This is a genomic window from Aquipuribacter hungaricus (assembly GCF_037860755.1).
GTDB classification, from domain to species: Bacteria; Actinomycetota; Actinomycetes; order Actinomycetales; family JBBAYJ01; genus Aquipuribacter; species Aquipuribacter hungaricus.
In genome coordinates this window covers 1-16,435 of record NZ_JBBEOI010000060.1, presented here as the reverse complement: position 1 = coordinate 16,435, position 16,435 = coordinate 1, and the positions used below count along the sequence as shown (strand labels likewise).

General features: G+C 75.4%; 15 protein-coding genes. 7 read left to right on the top strand and 8 right to left on the bottom strand.

All coding sequences use genetic code 11. The annotated features are described in order from the left end of the window. Window positions 1-2,097, top strand: a 2,097-nt coding sequence (locus WCS02_RS08860) for a bifunctional copper resistance protein CopD/cytochrome c oxidase assembly protein (protein WP_340292134.1), incomplete at its 5' end; no start/stop codon positions are given. Further along, the gene (locus WCS02_RS08855) at window positions 2,094-3,563 is read left to right on the top strand and encodes a metallophosphoesterase family protein (RefSeq protein ID WP_340292132.1); all 1,470 of its coding nucleotides are present in this window, start codon (window positions 2,094-2,096) and stop codon (window positions 3,561-3,563) included. The genes WCS02_RS08860 and WCS02_RS08855, both read left to right, overlap by 4 nt. Here WCS02_RS08855 and WCS02_RS08850 read toward each other — a convergent pair. Then, window positions 3,514-4,824 (bottom strand): MFS transporter, encoded by a 1,311-nt coding sequence (locus WCS02_RS08850; protein WP_340292130.1) that lies wholly within the window; start codon window positions 4,822-4,824, stop codon window positions 3,514-3,516. The two genes, WCS02_RS08855 and WCS02_RS08850, sit on opposite strands and share 50 nt — an antisense overlap. Window positions 4,825-4,919: 95 nt before the next feature. On the opposite strand from WCS02_RS08850, the gene WCS02_RS08845 reads away from it, so the two are divergent. The 3 genes from WCS02_RS08845 to WCS02_RS08835 are packed head-to-tail and all read left to right on the top strand — an operon-like array spanning window position 4,920 to window position 8,736. Beyond that, window positions 4,920-7,028, top strand: a complete 2,109-nt coding sequence (locus tag WCS02_RS08845) for a S9 family peptidase (RefSeq protein WP_340292128.1) — start codon at window positions 4,920-4,922, stop codon at window positions 7,026-7,028. Further along, complete coding sequence (locus WCS02_RS08840) at window positions 7,028-7,687, top strand: hypothetical protein (protein ID WP_340292126.1); 660 nt, start codon at window positions 7,028-7,030, stop codon at window positions 7,685-7,687. The genes WCS02_RS08845 and WCS02_RS08840 overlap by 1 nt, the downstream gene beginning before the upstream one ends. Next, the gene (locus tag WCS02_RS08835) at window positions 7,684-8,736 is read left to right on the top strand and encodes a Gfo/Idh/MocA family protein (protein WP_340292124.1); all 1,053 of its coding nucleotides are present in this window, start codon (window positions 7,684-7,686) and stop codon (window positions 8,734-8,736) included. The genes WCS02_RS08840 and WCS02_RS08835 overlap by 4 nt, the downstream gene beginning before the upstream one ends. 28 nt (window positions 8,737-8,764) lie before the next feature. Here WCS02_RS08835 and WCS02_RS08830 read toward each other — a convergent pair whose 3' ends face one another. From WCS02_RS08830 to WCS02_RS08820, 3 genes are all read right to left on the bottom strand, one after another. Beyond that, complete coding sequence (locus tag WCS02_RS08830; RefSeq protein ID WP_340292122.1) at window positions 8,765-9,343, bottom strand: DUF805 domain-containing protein; 579 nt, start codon at window positions 9,341-9,343, stop codon at window positions 8,765-8,767. A gap of 72 nt (window positions 9,344-9,415) precedes the next feature. Then, window positions 9,416-9,970 (bottom strand): DUF805 domain-containing protein, encoded by a 555-nt coding sequence (locus WCS02_RS08825; RefSeq protein WP_340292120.1) that lies wholly within the window; start codon window positions 9,968-9,970, stop codon window positions 9,416-9,418. A gap of 169 nt (window positions 9,971-10,139) precedes the next feature. Then, window positions 10,140-10,718 (bottom strand): YceI family protein, encoded by a 579-nt coding sequence (locus tag WCS02_RS08820; protein WP_340292118.1) that lies wholly within the window; start codon window positions 10,716-10,718, stop codon window positions 10,140-10,142. Between the two features lie 138 nt (window positions 10,719-10,856). Between WCS02_RS08820 and WCS02_RS08815 the strand changes: the two genes are divergently transcribed. Together WCS02_RS08815 and WCS02_RS08810 are read left to right on the top strand one after the other, a co-directional pair. After that, a complete protein-coding gene (locus WCS02_RS08815; protein ID WP_340292116.1) occupies window positions 10,857-11,615 on the top strand; it encodes a sulfite exporter TauE/SafE family protein in 759 nt (252 codons plus the stop codon). A gap of 157 nt (window positions 11,616-11,772) precedes the next feature. Beyond that, window positions 11,773-12,528 (top strand): ZIP family metal transporter, encoded by a 756-nt coding sequence (locus WCS02_RS08810; protein ID WP_340292114.1) that lies wholly within the window; start codon window positions 11,773-11,775, stop codon window positions 12,526-12,528. A 14-nt stretch (window positions 12,529-12,542) separates the two neighbouring features. Here WCS02_RS08810 and WCS02_RS08805 read toward each other — a convergent pair whose 3' ends face one another. The 4 genes from WCS02_RS08805 to WCS02_RS08790 all read right to left on the bottom strand — a co-directional run. Continuing rightward, the gene (locus tag WCS02_RS08805; RefSeq protein WP_340292112.1) at window positions 12,543-13,448 is read right to left on the bottom strand and encodes a carbohydrate ABC transporter permease; all 906 of its coding nucleotides are present in this window, start codon (window positions 13,446-13,448) and stop codon (window positions 12,543-12,545) included. Then, window positions 13,445-14,665, bottom strand: coding sequence for a carbohydrate ABC transporter permease (locus tag WCS02_RS08800; protein WP_340292110.1), 1,221 nt, complete (start codon window positions 14,663-14,665; stop codon window positions 13,445-13,447). Before WCS02_RS08800 ends, WCS02_RS08805 begins: the two co-directional genes overlap by 4 nt. 25 nt (window positions 14,666-14,690) lie before the next feature. Continuing rightward, a complete protein-coding gene (locus tag WCS02_RS08795) occupies window positions 14,691-15,965 on the bottom strand; it encodes a sugar ABC transporter substrate-binding protein (RefSeq protein WP_340292108.1) in 1,275 nt (424 codons plus the stop codon). 82 nt (window positions 15,966-16,047) lie between these two features. Then, window positions 16,048-16,435, bottom strand: a 388-nt coding sequence (locus WCS02_RS08790; protein ID WP_340292106.1) for a substrate-binding domain-containing protein, incomplete at its 5' end; no start/stop codon positions are given.

Sequence of the window (16,435 nt, the reverse complement as noted above, 5' to 3'; positions counted from 1 at the left end):
GCCTCCGACTTCCCCGCGGCCGACGGCCCCGCCCTGCCCGCAGCGCCCCCCGCGGCAGGCGTGCGCGGCGCGTCCCCCGCGTCCGACAGCCCCGCCGGGACCCAGCACCGCACCCCGGTCACGCCCCTCGTCGCCGGTCTCGGTGTCCTCGCCGCCCTGGCGGCGCTCGTGGCCGCCGTGCTGGCGCCCCGCACCGTGACGCTGCTCGCCGACCCCGGGACGCTCACCCGCTGGGGCCTGCCCGCGGTCGAGGGCGTCCACCACCTCGCGCTCGCCCTGACGGTCGGCGCCCTCGTCATGGCCGTGCTCGTCCTGCCGGTGGGCTCGCCGGCCGCGGCGCGCGCCACGCAGGTCGCCACCGGCGCCGGGGCGGTCTGGACGCTGGCCGCGGTCGGCGTGCTCGTCCTCACCTACGCCTCGGTGTCCGGCACCCCGCCGACCGCCCCGGCCTTCGGCGACCAGCTGGCCGGCTTCCTCACCGGCTTCTCCCTGGGGCAGTCGCTGCTGGTCACCGTCCTGCTCGCTGCGGCCGCGACCACCGTGGCCGCCGCGGCGACCGGCCCCCGCAGCACCGCCCTGGCCACGGCGCTCGCGCTGGCCGCGCTGCTGCCCATCGGCCTGACCGGGCACTCCGGCAGCGCCGAGGGCCACGAGACCGCGGTCACCGCCATGGGCCTGCACCTGGTGGGCACGGCGGTGTGGGTCGGCGGGCTGCTCACGCTCGTCCTGCTGCGGCCCGTCCTCCGCGGTCCGCAGCTGCAGGGCGTCGTCGCGCGCTTCTCGGGGCTCGCGCTCGCCTCGGTCGTGCTGGTCTCCTTCTCCGGCGTGATGAACGCCAGCACCCGGCTGTCCGGGCCGGCGGACCTCGGCTCGCGCTACGGGCTGCTGCTCGTGGCCAAGGTCGCCCTGGTCGCGGTGCTCGTGGCCGCCGGCTGGTGGCACCGCCGCGCCCTGCTCCCCGCGCTGGGCGCCGAGCGGCCCCGCGCGTTCTGGCGCCTGGTCGTGGTCGAGCTGCTCGTCATGGCCACCACGACCGGCGTCTCGGTGGCGCTGAGCGGCACCACGCCCCCGGTGTCGGACAGCGAGCCGCCCCCGGCCTGGTCGAGCGCCGAGGTGCTCGTCGGCGCCTCGATGCCCCCCGAGCAGACCCTCGGCCGGCTGGTGACGCTCTGGCGGCCGGACCTGCTGTGGGTGCTCGTCACCGCCGGGCTCGCGGTGGCCTACCTGCTCGGCGTCCGTCGGCTGCACCGCCGCGGCGACCGCTGGCCGCTGTGGCGCACGCTGCTGTGGCTCACCGGCCTGGCCGTCGTCCTCGCGGTCACCAGCTCCGGCCTGGCCACCTACGGCCGCGTGCTGTTCAGCACCCACATGCTCCAGCACATGAGCATGAGCATGGTGGCGCCGCTGCTGCTCGTGCCGGCCGCGCCGGTCACCCTGGCGCTGCGGACGATCACGCCGCGGCGCGACGGCTCGCGCGGGCCGCGGGAGTGGCTGCTGTGGGGGCTGCACACGCCGGTGTCGCGGACCCTCACCCACCCGGTGGTCGCGGCCGGCATCTTCACCGGCAGCCTCATGGTCTTCTACTACTCGCCCCTGTTCGGGCTGGCGCTGAGCACCCACTACGGGCACGAGGCGATGTTCGTGCACTTCCTGCTCAGCGGGTACCTGTTCGTCTGGTCCCTGGTCGGCACCGACCCCGGCGTGCGGCCCACGCCGTACCCGCTGCGCCTCATCATCCTGCTGGCGACCATGGCGTTCCACGCCTTCTTCGCCGTCACGCTCATGGGGTCCACGACGCTGCTCGAGCCGTTCTGGTTCGAGACGGTCGCGGCCGGCCGCGGCTGGGGCGAGGACCCGCTGGCCGACCAGCGCTACGGCGCCGCCCTGGCCTGGGCCGTCGGCGAGGTGCCGACCATCGTCCTGGCGGTGCTCGTGGCCGTGCGGTGGGTGACCGACGACTCCCGCGAGGCCCGCCGCCGCGACCGCCGCGCCGACCGGGACGGCGAGGCCGACCTGGCCGCGCACAACGAGATGTTCGCCGCCCTCGCCCGGCAGGACGCCGACCGGCAGGCACCCACGACGAGGAGCCGGCGATGAGCCCGCACGCGCTGTCCTTCGACCGGCACCGGCACGCCCGCGACGTGCCGCCGGTGCTCGACCGGTACCGCCCGCTGCGCCTGCTCGCGGTCGTCGTGGTCTCCGTCGCCGCCGGTGCGGCCGCGCTGGTCACCCTCGTCGGCGTGCGCGCCGACGTGGGCCCGGTGGAGGCGCGGCTGTCGCTCGGGCTGTCGTTCGAGGGCGGCACCGCGGTCGACGTGCCCCCCGTCGGCCGGCTCACCATGGGCACCCACGCCGGACCGCTGCAGCTGCGCGCCGACGTCCGCAACGTCGACGTCGAGGCCGTCACCGCGATGATCCGCCGCGGCCGTCCGCTGCCGACGGTCGAGACCATGTCCGCCGACGTCCGCAGCGGGGTGCTCGGCCTCGCCGGGCGCAGCGTCCTCGTCGTGCTGCCCGCCGCGGCCCTGGTGAGCGCGCTGGTGTTCCGCGACCGGCGGGCCGTCCTGCTCGGCACCGGGGCCGCGGCCGGCGCGCTCGTGCTGTCCGCGGGCGTGGCCGCCGCGACCTTCAGCTCCGAGGCGCTGGAGGAGCCGCAGTACGAGGGCCTGCTCGCCCAGGCCCCCGCGCTGGTCGGCGGGGTCCGGGGCGCGGCCACCGCCGTGGACGCCTACTCCGCCCGGCTGGCGGAGCTCACCGGCAACGTCGCCCAGCTCTACGGCGCGCTGGGGTCGCTGCCCGACGTCCCCGGACCGGACACGACGGCCGTGCTGTGGGTCTCGGACGTGCACAACAACCCCGCCGCCTACGGCGTCATGCGCGAGCTCATCGACCAGTTCGGGATCCAGGCCGTCGTCGACACCGGTGACTCCACCGACCTCGGCAGCGCCGCCGAGAACGTCGTCCTGGACCGGATCGAGGACCTCGGCGTGCCCTACCTGTGGGTGCGCGGCAACCACGACTCGGCGACCACGCAGAACTACCTGTCCGGCCTGTCGAACGTCACGGTGCTCGACGGCGGCGACGTCGTCGAGGTGGCGGGCGTGCGCTGGGCCGGTGTCGGCGACCCCCGGTACACCCCCGTCAAGCGGGTGGCAGAGCCGTCGGAGGTCGGCCGGCTCGAGCTGCGCGCCGCCGGCCGCCGGCTGGCGACCGCGCTGGACCAGCAGGGCCGCAGGCCGCACGTCGTCCTCGTCCACGAGCGGCCGATGGCGGAGCCGCTGTTCGGTCAGGTGCCCCTGGTCCTGGACGGCCACGTCCACGAGCGGCGGGAGCGCCGTGTCGACGGCACCCTCGAGCTCACGCTCGGCTCCTCCGGCGGCGCGGGCCTGCGGACCTTCGACGGCGGCGACGGCGCGCTGCCGCTGGCCATGTCGATCCTCCACCTCGACCCCTCCGACGGCTCGCTCGTGGCCGTCGACGAGGTGACGCTGGCCGGCATCGGCCGGGACGCCGTCACGTTCCAGCGGCGCTCGGCGTCGTCGCTGGCGCCGGAGCCGGAGTGAGCGCCGGCCGCCGGACCGCTACCGACAGGCCGGCCGCCAGCACGCACAGCGCGCCCGCGAGGGTCCACGCCAGGTCGTAGGAGCCGGTGAGGTCGCGGACGACGCCGCCGCCGAACGCGGCGGTCGCCGAGCCGAGCTGGTGGGAGGCGAAGACCCAGCCGAACACCACCGGGGTCCGCGCCCCGAAGTGCTCCCGGACCAGCGCGAGCGTGGGCGGCACCGTGGCCACCCAGTCCAGGCCGTAGAACACGATGAACGCCACCATGCTCAGCCGGACCTCCGGCCCGAACAGCGGGGGCAGCAGGAACAGCGACATCCCGCGCAGCGAGTAGTAGGCGAGCAGGAGCAGGCGCGGGTCGACCCGGTCGGTGAGCCAGCCCGACAGCACCGTCCCGACGATGTCGAAGACGCCGACCACCGCGAGCAGGCCCGCCGCCGTCGTCACCGGCATGCCGTGGTCGTGCGCGGCCGGGACGAAGTGGGGCTGCACGAGCCCGTTGGTCGACATCCCGCAGATGAAGAACCCGCCCGCGAGCAGCCAGAACGGCCGCGAGCGCACCGCGGCCGCCAGCCCCTGCAGCGCCGCCGCGGCCGCGCCCGCCCGCCGGGGCTCCGGGTCGTCCGCCGCCGTGCCGCCGTAGGGCACCTCGCCGACGTCGCGGGGCCTGTCGCGCAGGAGCAGCAGGACCAGCGGGACCACGGCGAGGGCCGCCGCGGTCGTCCCGAGGGAGGCCGCCCGCCAGCCCCAGCCCTCCGCCGCCCACGCCACCAGGGGCAGGAACACGAGCTGGCCGGTGGCGCCGCCCGCGGTGAGGACGCCCGACACCAGGCCGCGGCGGGCGACGAACCACCGGCCGGTGACCGTGGCCACCAGCGACAGCGCCATCGAGCCGGTGCCCAGGCCGACGAGCACGCCCCAGAGCAGCACCAACTGCCAGGCAGCGGTCATGAAGACCGTGAGGCCGCTGCCCAGCGCGGTGAGCAGCAGCGCGCAGACCACGACGCGACGGATCCCGAAGCGCTCCATGAGCGCGGCCGCGAACGGCGCGGTCAGCCCGTACAGGGCCATGTTGACCGCGACGGCGGCCGAGATGGTCGTCACCGACCAGCCGTACTCCGCCCGGAGCGGGTCGACGAGGACGCCCGGGACCGCCCGGAACGCCGCGGCGCCGACCAGGGCGAGGAACGTCACGCCGGCCACGCCCCACGCGGGGTGGACCCGGCGGGGCCGCGCCGGCGGCCTCGGGTCGGGGATGCTCACGCGCAGAGCATGACGGGACCGGGGCCGGGGCGGCAGGGCCACCTGCGGGCGTCCGGCATGGCGACCGTGTCCGGGGCCTGTGCTTGTATCGAGGTGTGAGCGACGACAGCACGTCCACCGCGACGACCCCGGACCAGCCGACGAGCCCCTTCGCCGACCTCGACGCGTTCCAGGCGCTGCCCCGTGCGGGCGGCCTGCTGCTGTCGGTCGACGGCACCCGGCTCGTCACCAGCCTGCAGACGCTCAACCCCGAGGCCAACCGCTTCGTCACCGCGCTGTGGGAGGTGGACCCGCAGGGGTCCCGCCCCGCGCGGCGGCTCACCCGCTCCGCCAAGGGCGAGCAGCTGGGCGCGTTCACCCCGGACGGCACGCTGCTGTTCACCTCCACCCGCCCGGACCCCGACGTCCCCGACGGCGACGACGCCTCCCGCGGTGCGCTGTGGGCGCTGCCCCCCGGCGGCGGCGAGGCCCGCGTGGTCGCCAGCCGGCCCGGCGGCCTCAGCGGGCTCGTCGTCGCCCGGGGGTCCGGCGACGTCGTCGTCCTCAGCGACACCCTGCCCGGCTCCGGCGAGGACGGGGAGTCCGACGCCGAGCGCCGCAAGGCCCGCTCGGACGCCAAGGTCACGGCGATCCTCCACGAGCAGTACCCGGTCCGGTACTGGGACCACGACCTCGGGCCCGGCGGCCCCCGCCTGCTCACCGGCCGGCTCGACGCCGACGGGGACGCCGCCGCGGACGCCGACCTGGAGCTGCAGCAGGTGACCGGGCACACCGGCCACGCCCTGCACCACACCGTGCTCGACGTCACCGCCGACGGCCGCACCGCGGTCGCCACCTGGGAGGTCGTCGAGGGGCGGGCCAGCGCCCGGGCCGCGCTGGTCTCCGTCGACCTGGCCACCGGCGCCCGGCGCACCCTGCTGTCCCACGACGAGCACGAGTACGAGGAGCCGCGGGTCTCTCCGGACGGGACCCAGGTCGCCCTCCAGGTCTACGACCGCTCGACGCCGGACGACCCGGGCGCCTACCGGCTCGGGGTCGCCCCGCTGGGACGCCCGGGCGAGGACGGCGACGCCCCCGTCGAGGTGCGGCTCGTCGCGCCCGGCTGGGACCGCTGGTCCGGGCGGCCCACCTGGACCCCGGACGGCTCAGCGCTGCTGGTCACCGCCGACTCCGACGGCCGCGCCCCGGTGTTCCGCGTCGAGGTGGCCACGGGCGAGGTCACGCAGCTCACCGGTGACGACGCCGCCTACTCCGACGTCTGCGTGAGCCCCGACGGCGAGCACGTGTACGCGCTGCGCTCGACGGTCGCCGCGCCTCCGGCACCCGTCCGGGTCGACAGCCGGACCCCCCACCAGCACCCGACGGTGCTGCGCGGCCCCGTCCCGGAGCCCGTCGTGCCCGGCCGGGTCGAGGAGGTGACGGCGACCGCCGAGGACGGCACCCCGCTGCGGGCGTGGCTGTGCCTGCCCGACGACGCCTCCGCCGACGCGCCGGCACCGCTGCTGCTGTGGATCCACGGCGGCCCGCTGGGGTCGTGGAACGCGTGGAGCTGGCGCTGGAACCCGTGGCTGGCCGTGTCGCGCGGGTACGCGGTGCTGCTGCCGGACCCGGCCCTGTCCACCGGGTACGGGAAGGCCTTCGTCCAGCGCGGCTGGGGCCGCTGGGGCGACGCGCCGTACACCGACCTGCTCGCCGTCACCGACGTCACGGTGGCGCGGGACGACGTCGACGAGACCCGGACGGCGGCCATGGGCGGCAGCTTCGGCGGCTACATGGCCAACTGGGTAGGCGGGCACACGGACCGGTTCCGGGCGATCGTCACGCACGCGTCGCTGTGGGCGCTGGACCAGTTCGCCCCCACGACGGACTCGGCCCACTACTGGAGCCGCGAGATGAGCCCGGAGATGACCCAGACGCACTCGCCGCACCGCTCCGTCGAGCACTGGGTGACCCCGACCCTGGTCATCCACGGCGACAAGGACTACCGGGTGCCGATCGGCGAGGCGCTGCGGCTGTGGTGGGAGCTAGCGAGCAAGGACACCGCCGAGGACGGCACCCTGCCCCACAAGTTCCTGTACTTCCCCGACGAGAACCACTGGGTCCTCACGCCGAACCACTCGTCGCTCTGGTACCGGACCGTGTTCGCGTTCCTCGCCCACCACGTGCTGGGCGAGGAGTGGGTGACCCCGGAGCTGCTCCGCTGATGCCCGGCCCGGGGGAGCACGTGGACGGGGCTGCAGGACCGGTCGGGCAGGGACCGGCGGGCCTGCGGCCGGCGGGGAGCATCCTCGCGGTTGCCGGTGCCGTCTGGTGGGGCGTCGCCGCGGGGGCGGTGACGGGCGGGACGTCCGGCTCCCTCGGCTGGGTCTGGGTCCTGGCCGGCGTCGCGCTCGGGGCCGGCTTCCTCCTCCTGGCGCGGCGCCGCCTCGGCAGCGAGGGTGCCCAGGCGCTCATGGTGGCCAACAACCGGCTGTACGGGGCGGTCAACGTCGCCCAGGTGGTCGGCATCGTGGCCGTGGTGTCGCTGGCCGGCCGGGCCGGGGTGCCGCAGTGGATCCCGGTGGGGGTGACCGCGGTGTTCGCGGTGCACTTCCTGCCGTTCGCGCGGGCTTTCCGGTGGCGCGGCTACGCCTGGCTCGCCCTGGCCCTGCTGGCGGTGGCGGCCCTCGGCGCCGCGCTCGCCGCGTCCGGCCGGGACGGCATGCAGGTCCACGCCGTCGTCGGGCCGGCGGTGGCCGTCGTCCTGTGGGCGGGCGTGGTGGGCGCCGTCCGCAGCCGTCCGGCGCGGGCTCCCGCGACCGGCGACCGCGTGCCGACCGGGCCGGCCGCCCCCCGGCCCGACCGTGGCAGCCTGGGCGCATGACGGCCTCCCCGAGCACCCCCGCGTACGCCCCCGTCGTCGACCGGCCGGTCAGGTGGGGGGTCGTCGGGGCCGGCCGGATCGCCGCCAAGGTCATGGGTGACCTCGCCGGCATGCCCGGCGGCCGGCTCCACGCGGTCGCGTCCCGCTCGGCGGACCGGGCCCGCGCCTTCGCCGACGAGCACGGTGCCCCCGTCTCCTACGGCTCCTACGACGAGCTGCTCGCGGACCCGGACGTCGACGCGGTCTACCTGGCCACGCCCCACCGCCAGCACCACGCCGTCGCCCTCGCGGCGGTCGAGGCCGGCAAGCACCTGCTCGTGGAGAAGGCCTTCACCGTCACCCACGCGGGGGCCCAGCAGGTCGTCGACGCCGCCCGGGCCCGCGGGGTCTTCGTCATGGAGGCGATGTGGACCCGGTTCCAGCCGGCGGTGGGCCGGCTGCGCGAGCTCGTCGCCGACGGTGCCGTCGGCGAGGTCCGGTCCGTCCGGGCAGACCTGGGCCTGCGGGTGCCGTTCGACCCGTCCGACCGGCTGTGGGACCCCGCCCAGGGCGGCGGGGCGCTCCTGGACCTGGGGGTCTACCCGGTCGCGTGGCTGCAGATGGTGCTGGGCGGGACGCCCGCCTCGCTCGAGGTGGCCGGTGCGACCGGGCCGAACGGCGTCGACGCGGAGTCGACCGTGCTGTGGCGCACCGAGGACGGCCGGCACGGCGTGGGCACGTGCTCGCTGCTGTCCCCGCTGCCCGGCCAGGCGGCCGTGTTCGGCACCGAGGGGTGGATCGAGGTGCCGCCGCGCTTCCACCACCCGGACCGCGTGGTGCTGCACCGGACCGGCGGGGGCCGCTCGGTGGAGACCAGCGAGGAGGTCGTGGCGCCGGCGACGGGGACCGGCTACTCCCACGAGCTCGACGAGGTGCACCGCTGCCTGGCCGCCGGCCTGACCGAGAGCCCGACCATGCCGCTGGACGACACCCTCGCCGTCATGGCCGTGCTCGAGCAGGCGCTGCACGCCCTCGGTGTGCACCACGACGAGGACCCCGCCGCGATCTAGCCGCTGCGGGGTCCTCGGGGCGGGGGCGTCAGCCCTGGGGCGGGGTGCCCTGGCGCGGGTCGTGGTCGCCGTACGGACCGGGCGCCTGCGGCGCCGCCCCGTAGCCGGGCTGCTGACCGTAGGGCTGCTGCTCGTAGCCCTGGGCGCCGGGCTGCTGGCCGTAGCCCTGCTGGCCGTACGCCTGCTGGCCGTAGCCCTGCTGGTCGTGGCCGACGGCGCCGTAGCCCGCGGCGGGGTCGACGCCCTTGGGGCTCGGGCCGTGCTCGGTGGTGGCGCGCACGGAGTCCTGGACGAAGAAGACGATGAGCACGATGGTGCCGACCAGCGGGACCAGGCCGATGAGCATCCACCAGCCGCTGCGTCCGGTGTCGTGCAGGCGCCGGACGCCCACGGCGAGCGACGGGAGCAGCAGCGCGAGGGTGGCGAGGCCGCCGATGGGGCCGTTGCCGGTGCTGTCGGCGAGCCCCAGCAGGGCGTCCGCGGAGCCGGCTATGAGCGTGACCAGGAACGTGAAGAGGACGAACCACCAGTACTCGGAGCGGCGGGCGCGGCCGCGGAAGCCGACGTACTGGCGCAGGGCGGACGAGACCGCCTGGGGGAACGACACGGGAGGACCTTTCGTCGGAGGACGCGGACCGGGAGGGTGGGGGCGGGGCTGTGCGGGACCAGGCCGGGCGGGTCAGGCCGGACCGTACGGCTGCGGGGCCTGGGGGCCGGGGCCGCCGTAGCCAGGGCCGCCGCCGTAGCCAGGGCCGCCGCCGTAGCTCGGACCGCCGCCGTAGCCGGGAGCGCCGCCGTAGCCCTGACCGCCGTAGGCCCGTGCGTCGTCGACACCCTTGGGGTTCGGGCCGTGCTGGTTCGGGCCCGGGGTCGAGTCCTGGCAGGCGAGCACGATGAGGACGATCGACCCGAACGGCACGAGCGTCACCAGGTACCACCAGCCCGACCTGCCGGTGTCGTGCAGCCGCCGGACGGCGACAGCGACCGTCGGGACGAGCAGCGCCAGCTGCAGCAGGACCATGACGCCGACGAGCAGCAGGGCGACGGTCGGCGGTTCCTCCGCGTCCGGGTTGCTCGCCAGCGTCGCGACGACGATGACGATGGCCAGCACGTAGGGCGCGCTGATGATGAGCCCCTGAGCCAGCTGCCACCACCAGAACTCGGAGCGGCGCGCGCGCCCGGAGAACGTGGCGTACCTGCTGAGGACGGTGCGGACAGCGGTGCCGAACGACATGCGTGTGTCTTCTCTCGGTGGGAGCGGGGGGTCCTGGGCGATCAGACCAGACCCGCCCCCGCCGCCGCAGCCGGACGCCCGAGGTTGGTCGCACCGGGTGACGACAGAGGGCGGGGCCACCGGGACCTGTCGGTCGCGCGGTGACCCCGCCCCCGGGGGACGTCGGTGCTCAGGCCTTGACGAGCGAGATGTCGAAGTCGAGCTTGATCTTCTCGCTGACGAGGACGCCACCGGTCTCCAGGGCGGCGTTCCAGGTGAGGCCCCAGTCCTTGCGGTTGACGACGGCCTTGCCCTCGAAGCCGGCGCGGAAGTTGCCGAACGGGTCCTTGGCGGAGCCGTCGAAGGTGAGCTCGACGCGGACCGGCTTGGTGGTGTCGCGGATGGTGAGGTCGCCGACGAGGGTGAACGTGCCGGCGGCCTGGTCGACGTCCTCGACGGAGGTGGAGGTGAAGGTCCACGTCGGGTAGTTCTCGACGTCGAAGAAGTCGCCGGAGCGCAGGTGGCCGTCACGGTCGGCGGAGCCGGTCGTCACGCTGGCGACGTCGATGGTGACGTCGGCGCGCGAGGCGGCGGGGTCCGCGGCGTCGACGACGACCGTGCCCTCGAAGGCGCCGAAGCTGCCCTTGACGTTGGTGACCATCGCGTGGCGGGTCGTGAAGCCGAGCCGGCTGTGCGAGGCGTCGATGGTGTACGTGCCGGACAGGTCGGCGATGGCCTCGGACGGGGCCTTGTCGAAGACGGTGCTCATGGGTCCTCCGGGATGCTGTGCAGGGTGGGTGGTGCGGGTCTGAACACTTGAACCGTCAAGCACGATGACCTATTCCATGGCGTGGACGCAAGTCCCCCGGCGGGTCGGCACCCGGTCGGACCCGGTTAGCGTCGTGGGGTGACGTGGCTCGGGGACCTCGGTGCCGACCCCGCCGCCCTGGCCGTGTGCAGCCTCGTCGTGGTCCTCGGCGCCCTGGTCCAGGGCGTCCTCGGCTTCGGCCTGGCCCTGCTGGCGGTGCCCGTCCTCGCGTGGGTCGCGCCGCAGACCGTGCCCGTCGGCGTGCTGGTCGTCGTCCTGCCGCTGGTGCTCGTGTCCGCGCTGCGCGAGCGGGCCCACCTGGACCTGCGCGGCGTGGGATGGGCGCTCGTCGGCCGGGTGCCGGGCGGGGCGGTGGGGGCGCTGGCAGTGCAGGCGCTGCCCGTGCGCGGGCTCCAGCTGCTGGTCGCCGGCACGGTCGGGGCGGCCGTGCTCGCCGCCATGGTCGCCGACTCCCGCCCGGCGCGGCCGCGGCCGGTCCGCCGCACCACCCTCGCCCTGGCGGGGGCCCTCAGCGGGCTCGGCGGCACCACCTCCGGCATCGGCGGCCCGCCCATGGCGGTCGCGTTCCGAAACAGCGGCGGGCCGGCGATCCGCTCCACCCTGGCGACGTTCTTCCTGCTCGGGGCCCTGCTGAGCATCGGCTCGCTCGCCCTGGTCGGCGAGGTGTCGCCCGAGCGGCTGGGTGCCGGCCTGGTCCTGCTGCCGGCGGTCGGGGTCGGCTACCTGCTCAGCGGGCTGCTGCGTCCCCGGGTCCGGCCAGAGGTCCTGCGGGTCGCGGTGCTCGCGGTGTCCGGCGTGGCGGCCGTCGCGCTGCTGGCCGAGGCGCTGCTCGGTTGAGCCGGGGTCGGTCCCGGGGCCCACGCAGGACGCGCCGCAGGCGCCGGACCCGGTCCGCGCCGGCCGGGGGGTTCGCCGCCCGCCCGGTGGGTAGCCCTGCCGGGACGGGCCCGCCGGCACGTCGTCGGACGAGCAGGAGCACCAGGGGAGGGCAGCCGTGACCGGGTGGCTCGAGGCAGGTCTGTGGGGGCTCCTGGGCGGCGGCGCCCTGGTGGTCGGCGCAGCCGTGGCCTGGTGGGTGCAGGTGCCCCGGACCGTGGTCGCGGCCGTCATGGCGTTCGGGGCAGGGGTGCTGGTCAGCGCGCTCGCCTTCGACCTGGTGCTCGAGGCGGTCGAGGGCGGCGGCCTGCTGGTCACCGTGGCCGGCTTCCTGGCCGGGGCGGTCGCCTACGTCGCGGCGAACGCGGCGCTCGCGCGCCGGGGAGCCCAGCACCGCAAGCGGTCGGGCGGGCAGCAGTCCGGTGAGGCCGAGCAGCCCGGCAGCGGCGGGGCGATCGCGGTCGGCGCCCTGCTCGACGGCGTCCCGGAGTCGGTCGTGCTGGGCGCCAGCCTGCTCGGGGGCGGCGGCGTGAGCGCGTCGGTGGTGGCGGCCGTCGTCATCTCGAACCTGCCCGAAGGCCTGTCGAGCGCCGCCGGGATGAAGGCCGCGGGCCGCAGCGCCGGCTACGTCTTCGGCGTGTGGGGCGGCATCGCCGCGGCCAGCGCGGTCGCGGCCGCGGTCGGCTACCTCGCCCTGGACGGCGCGGGCGCCGGGACGACCGCGGCCATCACCGCGCTGGCCGCGGGGGCGATCCTCACGATGCTCGCCGACACGATGATCCCCGAGGCGTTCGAGCGGACCCAGCTGTTCACCGGGCTCATCACCGCGGTCGGCTTCCTCACCGCGTTCGCCGTCAGCCGCGCCGGCGGCTAGGCCCGCCGGGGTGCTCAGCCCTTCTCGGCCCCCGCCGTGCCGCCCCGGACGAAGTAGCGCTGGAAGAAGACGAACACCAGCGCGACGGGGATGGTCATGACCAGGGCCGCGGCCATGGAGATGGGGTACTGGTTGCCCGAGCCGAGCTGGCCGCTGACCAGCGAGGCGACGCCCTTGGTGAGGGTGGCGAGGTCCGGGTCGTTGCTGGCGACGATGAAGTGCGGCAGCTCGTTCCACGACCCCTGGAACGACAGGATCGTGATGGTGATGAGCGCCGGGCGGGCCATGGGGAGCACGACCGACCAGAAGATCCTGAACGTGCCGGCCCCGTCGATCCGGGCGGCCTCCTCGACCGAGGCCGGGACCGACTCGAAGAACTGCTTCATGATGAACACGCCCGCGGCGTCCACCAGCAGCGGGACGACGAGCGCGGGGTAGGTGTTGTACATCCCGAGCTGGTTGAGGACGAGGAACTTCGGGATGAGCAGGATGATCCCCGGCACCGCGAGGACGGCGAGCACCGCGGAGAACACGGCCTCGCGGCCCCGGAACCGGATCCGGGCCAGCGCGTAGCCCGCCAGGGAGTTGAAGAACACCCGGCCGGCGGTGACGACCAGCGTGACGACCACGGAGTTGGCGAACCACAGCGGGAAGCGCGTCTCGGTGAGCCGCTGGAACGCCGCCGTGGTGAACGGGTCGGCCACCAGCGACAGCGGGTCGCGGGTGGCCGCCGCGGGCTCCTTGAACGACGTCGCCACCTGGATGAGGAACGGGTAGAGGTAGACCACCGAGAAGACGACGAGCACGGCGTAGCCGAGGAACAGCACGAGCAGCGCCCGGTTGCCGGGGCCGCGACGCCGGGTCGCGGGACGGCCCGCAGCCGGGGCGGGGCGCGCGGGGGACGTGGTGGCGGTGCTCATCGGGACCCTCCTCCGGTGGTCGGGACGTCGGTGCCGGCCACGGCGAGGGCGTCGTCGCCCGGGCGCCGGGCGGACCTGCGCTTCTCGGCCTGCCGGACCTGCCGCCGCAGCTGCGCCGCGTCCTTGTCGCGGAAGACCCACCGCTGCACCGACGTCAGCGCGACGATGATGAGGAACAGCACGAAGGCCATCGCCGCGGCCACGCCCCACTGCTGGTTCTCGAAGGCGTAGGAGTACGACAGGTAGGCCGGCGTGAGCGTGGTCTTGCTGGGTCCGCCCTGGGTCATGACGTAGACCTGGTCGAACACCTGCCAGGTACCGATGATCCCCAGGGTGACCACGAGCAGCACCGTCGGGCGCAGGTGGGGCAGCGTCACCGCGCGGAAGCTCTGCCACCGGTTGGCCCCGTCGACGCGCGCCGCCTCCTCGACCTCGAGCGGCACGTCCTGCAGCGCGGCGAGGAACATGAGCATGAAGGTCCCGGTGGTCGTCCAGACGACGAGCATGATGATCACCGACAGGGCGACGGACGGCCCCGCGAGCCACTGCCACGCCGACAGCCCGAGCACCGAGGTGTCCGCCAGGGCGGCTGGCGGTGCGGCCGCGTCCCAGAGGCCGAGGCCGTCGCCGATCACGTGGAGCAGCCCGCGGGCGTCGTTGAACCAGGTCGGCCCGTCCAGGCCGACCGCCCGCAGCGCCGTGTTGACCGCCCCGGAGCCGGAGAACAGGAACAGGAAGATGACGCTGATCGCCACCGAGCTGGTGACGGACGGGAAGTAGAACGTCGTCCGGAAGAAGCCCTTGGCCTTGAGCAGCTGGTTGTTGAGCACGCTCGCCAGGAACAGGGCGAACACCGTCTGCAGCGGCACGACGAGGAGCACGTAGTAGACGTTGTTGCGCAGCGACGTCATGAAGTCCGAGCGGGTGAGGCCCTCCTCGGTGAGCAGGCGCGCGTAGTTGTCGAGGCCGACGAAGCCGACCGTCCCCGCGAACGGCGACCCCCGCCCGCTCCAGTCGCTCACCGACACCCACAGCGCCATGACGATCGGCACGACGAGGAAGACGCCGAGCACGAGAAGCGTCGGGGCCACGAACAGCCAGCCGGCGAGGTTCTGCTCGCCGGACCGGCCGCGGGACCGGCGCGCGGGGCCGACCGGGTCCGGCCGGGAGGTGCGGACGGCGGCTGTCGCCTCCGCGGGGGGTCGCACGACGCTCATCGGGTCTCCTCCGCCGACCGGCCGGTCACTCCTGGACCGCGGCCTCGGCGTTGGTCTGGAAGGACTCGAGCACCTGGACGGGGTCGGCGCCGGCGAGCTGCTCCAGCTGGGAGTCCAGGTCCGACAGCGACGGGGCCAGGCCGGGCAGGGTCACCGGGCCCTGGCCGTACTCGCCGCCGGCGATGAACGGCTCGTCCTCGGGGAACGCGGCGACGTAGTCGGCCTGGGCGGACTGGCGGCTCGGCATGACGCCGAAGGCCTCGGCGTTGGCGAGCTGGTTCTCGGTGCTGGTCAGCGCGGCGACGAGCTCGACGGCGGCCTCGGGGTCGGCGGACTCCGCCGCGACGCCCCAGCACTGGGTGAACAGCAGGGTGCCCTTGCCGGCCGGGCCCTCGGGGAGCTCGGCGACCGTGTACTCCACGTCCGGGTAGTCGTTCGTCATCGCGCCCCGGATCCAGTTGCCCTCCATGGTCATGGCGGCGCGCTCGGTGCCGAACGCCTCGCCGCCCCAGCCGGAGTCGACGTCGGGGGGCAGGACGGCCGAGCCGCTGGCCAGCAGCTCCTTGACGTAGGTGAGGGCCTGGACGTTGGGCTCCTCGGTGGCGGTGATCGTGCCCTCCGCGCCGTCGACCCAGTAGCCGCCGGCCTGCACGAGGAACGCGCCCACCCGGTCGCGGCCGGTGCCGATGACCAGGCCGGCCTGCTCGGGGGTCGTCAGGGTGTCGGCGACGGTCCGCAGCTCCTCCCACGTGGTGGGGATGTCCTCGTCGGTGAGGCCGGCGGCCTCCCACGAGGCGGTGTTGATCTGCAGCGCGAGGGTCGAGAAGTCCTTGGGGGCGCAGTACTGCTCGCCCTCCAGCGTGAACGTCTCCGTCAGCGACGGGTAGAAGTCGTCGCTGTCCTCCAGCGTGTACGGGTAGAGGTTCCCCGCCGTCGCGTAGTCGGCGAAGGCGCTGGCGTCCACGTAGAAGACGTCGGGCGGGTTGCCGCCGGCGAAGCCCTGCGACAGCTCCTGCGTGATGTCGGTGGCCACGGTGACGGTGACGTCGGTGCCGCTCTCCTCCGCCCAGGCCTCGGCGGCGGACGTCACAGCGTCGGTCTCGGCGTCGCCGCTGGAGGCGATGAGGACGGTGAGGCCGTCCCCGCCGCCGCCGGCCGCGCCGCTGGCGTCGCCGCCGGCCTCGCTGCCCTCGTCGAAGCTGCCGCCACCGCAGGCGGCGAGCAGGCTCAGGCTGACCAGGGTGAGGACCGGCAGGGCCGCCCGGCGGGACCGGGCCGCTCGCGTGAGGGGGTTCGTCATGGTGGTGTCACTCCTTCGTGGTGGGCGTGCGGGTCGTGCGGGTCGTGCTGGTCGTGCGGGGGGGGGTCGTGGGTCGGGCGGCTCAGGTGGGCAGGGCGAGCGCGGGCCGCAGCAGCACCCCGCGGGCGGCGGGGTCCTCGCCGGCCAGGCGGGGGAGCAGCAGGTCCAGGCAGGCGTGGGCGACCTCGCCGACCGGCTGGGCGACGCTCGCCAGCCCGAGGGCCGACGTGACGGGGGTGGCGTCGAAGCCGACGACGAGCAGGTCGGCGCCGGCGGCCTGCGCCGCCCGGTGGGCCCCGAGCGCCAGGGAGTCCGAGGCGCACACCAGCGCGTCCGGGGCGTCGTCCCGGTCCAGCACCGCCGCCGTGCACGCCCGGGCGGCGTCGGCGCTGTTGGTGCACGCGGCCTCGACCCGCGGGCCGGGGACGCCGGCCGCCGTGAGCGCCTCGTCCCAGCCGCGGCGGCGGTCG

Excerpts from the sequence above, each read along its gene's own strand:
- WCS02_RS08855 (WP_340292132.1), top strand. The coding sequence starts at position 2,094 with ATGAGCCCGCACGCGCTGTCCTTCGACCGGCACCGGCACGCCCGCGAC.
- WCS02_RS08840 (WP_340292126.1), top strand. The coding sequence starts at position 7,028 with ATGCCCGGCCCGGGGGAGCACGTGGACGGGGCTGCAGGACCGGTCGGG.
- WCS02_RS08835 (WP_340292124.1), top strand. The coding sequence starts at position 7,684 with ATGACGGCCTCCCCGAGCACCCCCGCGTACGCCCCCGTCGTCGACCGG.
- WCS02_RS08825 (WP_340292120.1), bottom strand. The coding sequence starts at position 9,970 with ATGTCGTTCGGCACCGCTGTCCGCACCGTCCTCAGCAGGTACGCCACG.
- WCS02_RS08820 (WP_340292118.1), bottom strand. The coding sequence starts at position 10,718 with ATGAGCACCGTCTTCGACAAGGCCCCGTCCGAGGCCATCGCCGACCTG.
- WCS02_RS08805 (WP_340292112.1), bottom strand. The coding sequence starts at position 13,448 with ATGAGCACCGCCACCACGTCCCCCGCGCGCCCCGCCCCGGCTGCGGGC.
- WCS02_RS08800 (WP_340292110.1), bottom strand. The coding sequence starts at position 14,665 with ATGAGCGTCGTGCGACCCCCCGCGGAGGCGACAGCCGCCGTCCGCACC.
- WCS02_RS08795 (WP_340292108.1), bottom strand. The coding sequence starts at position 15,965 with ATGACGAACCCCCTCACGCGAGCGGCCCGGTCCCGCCGGGCGGCCCTG.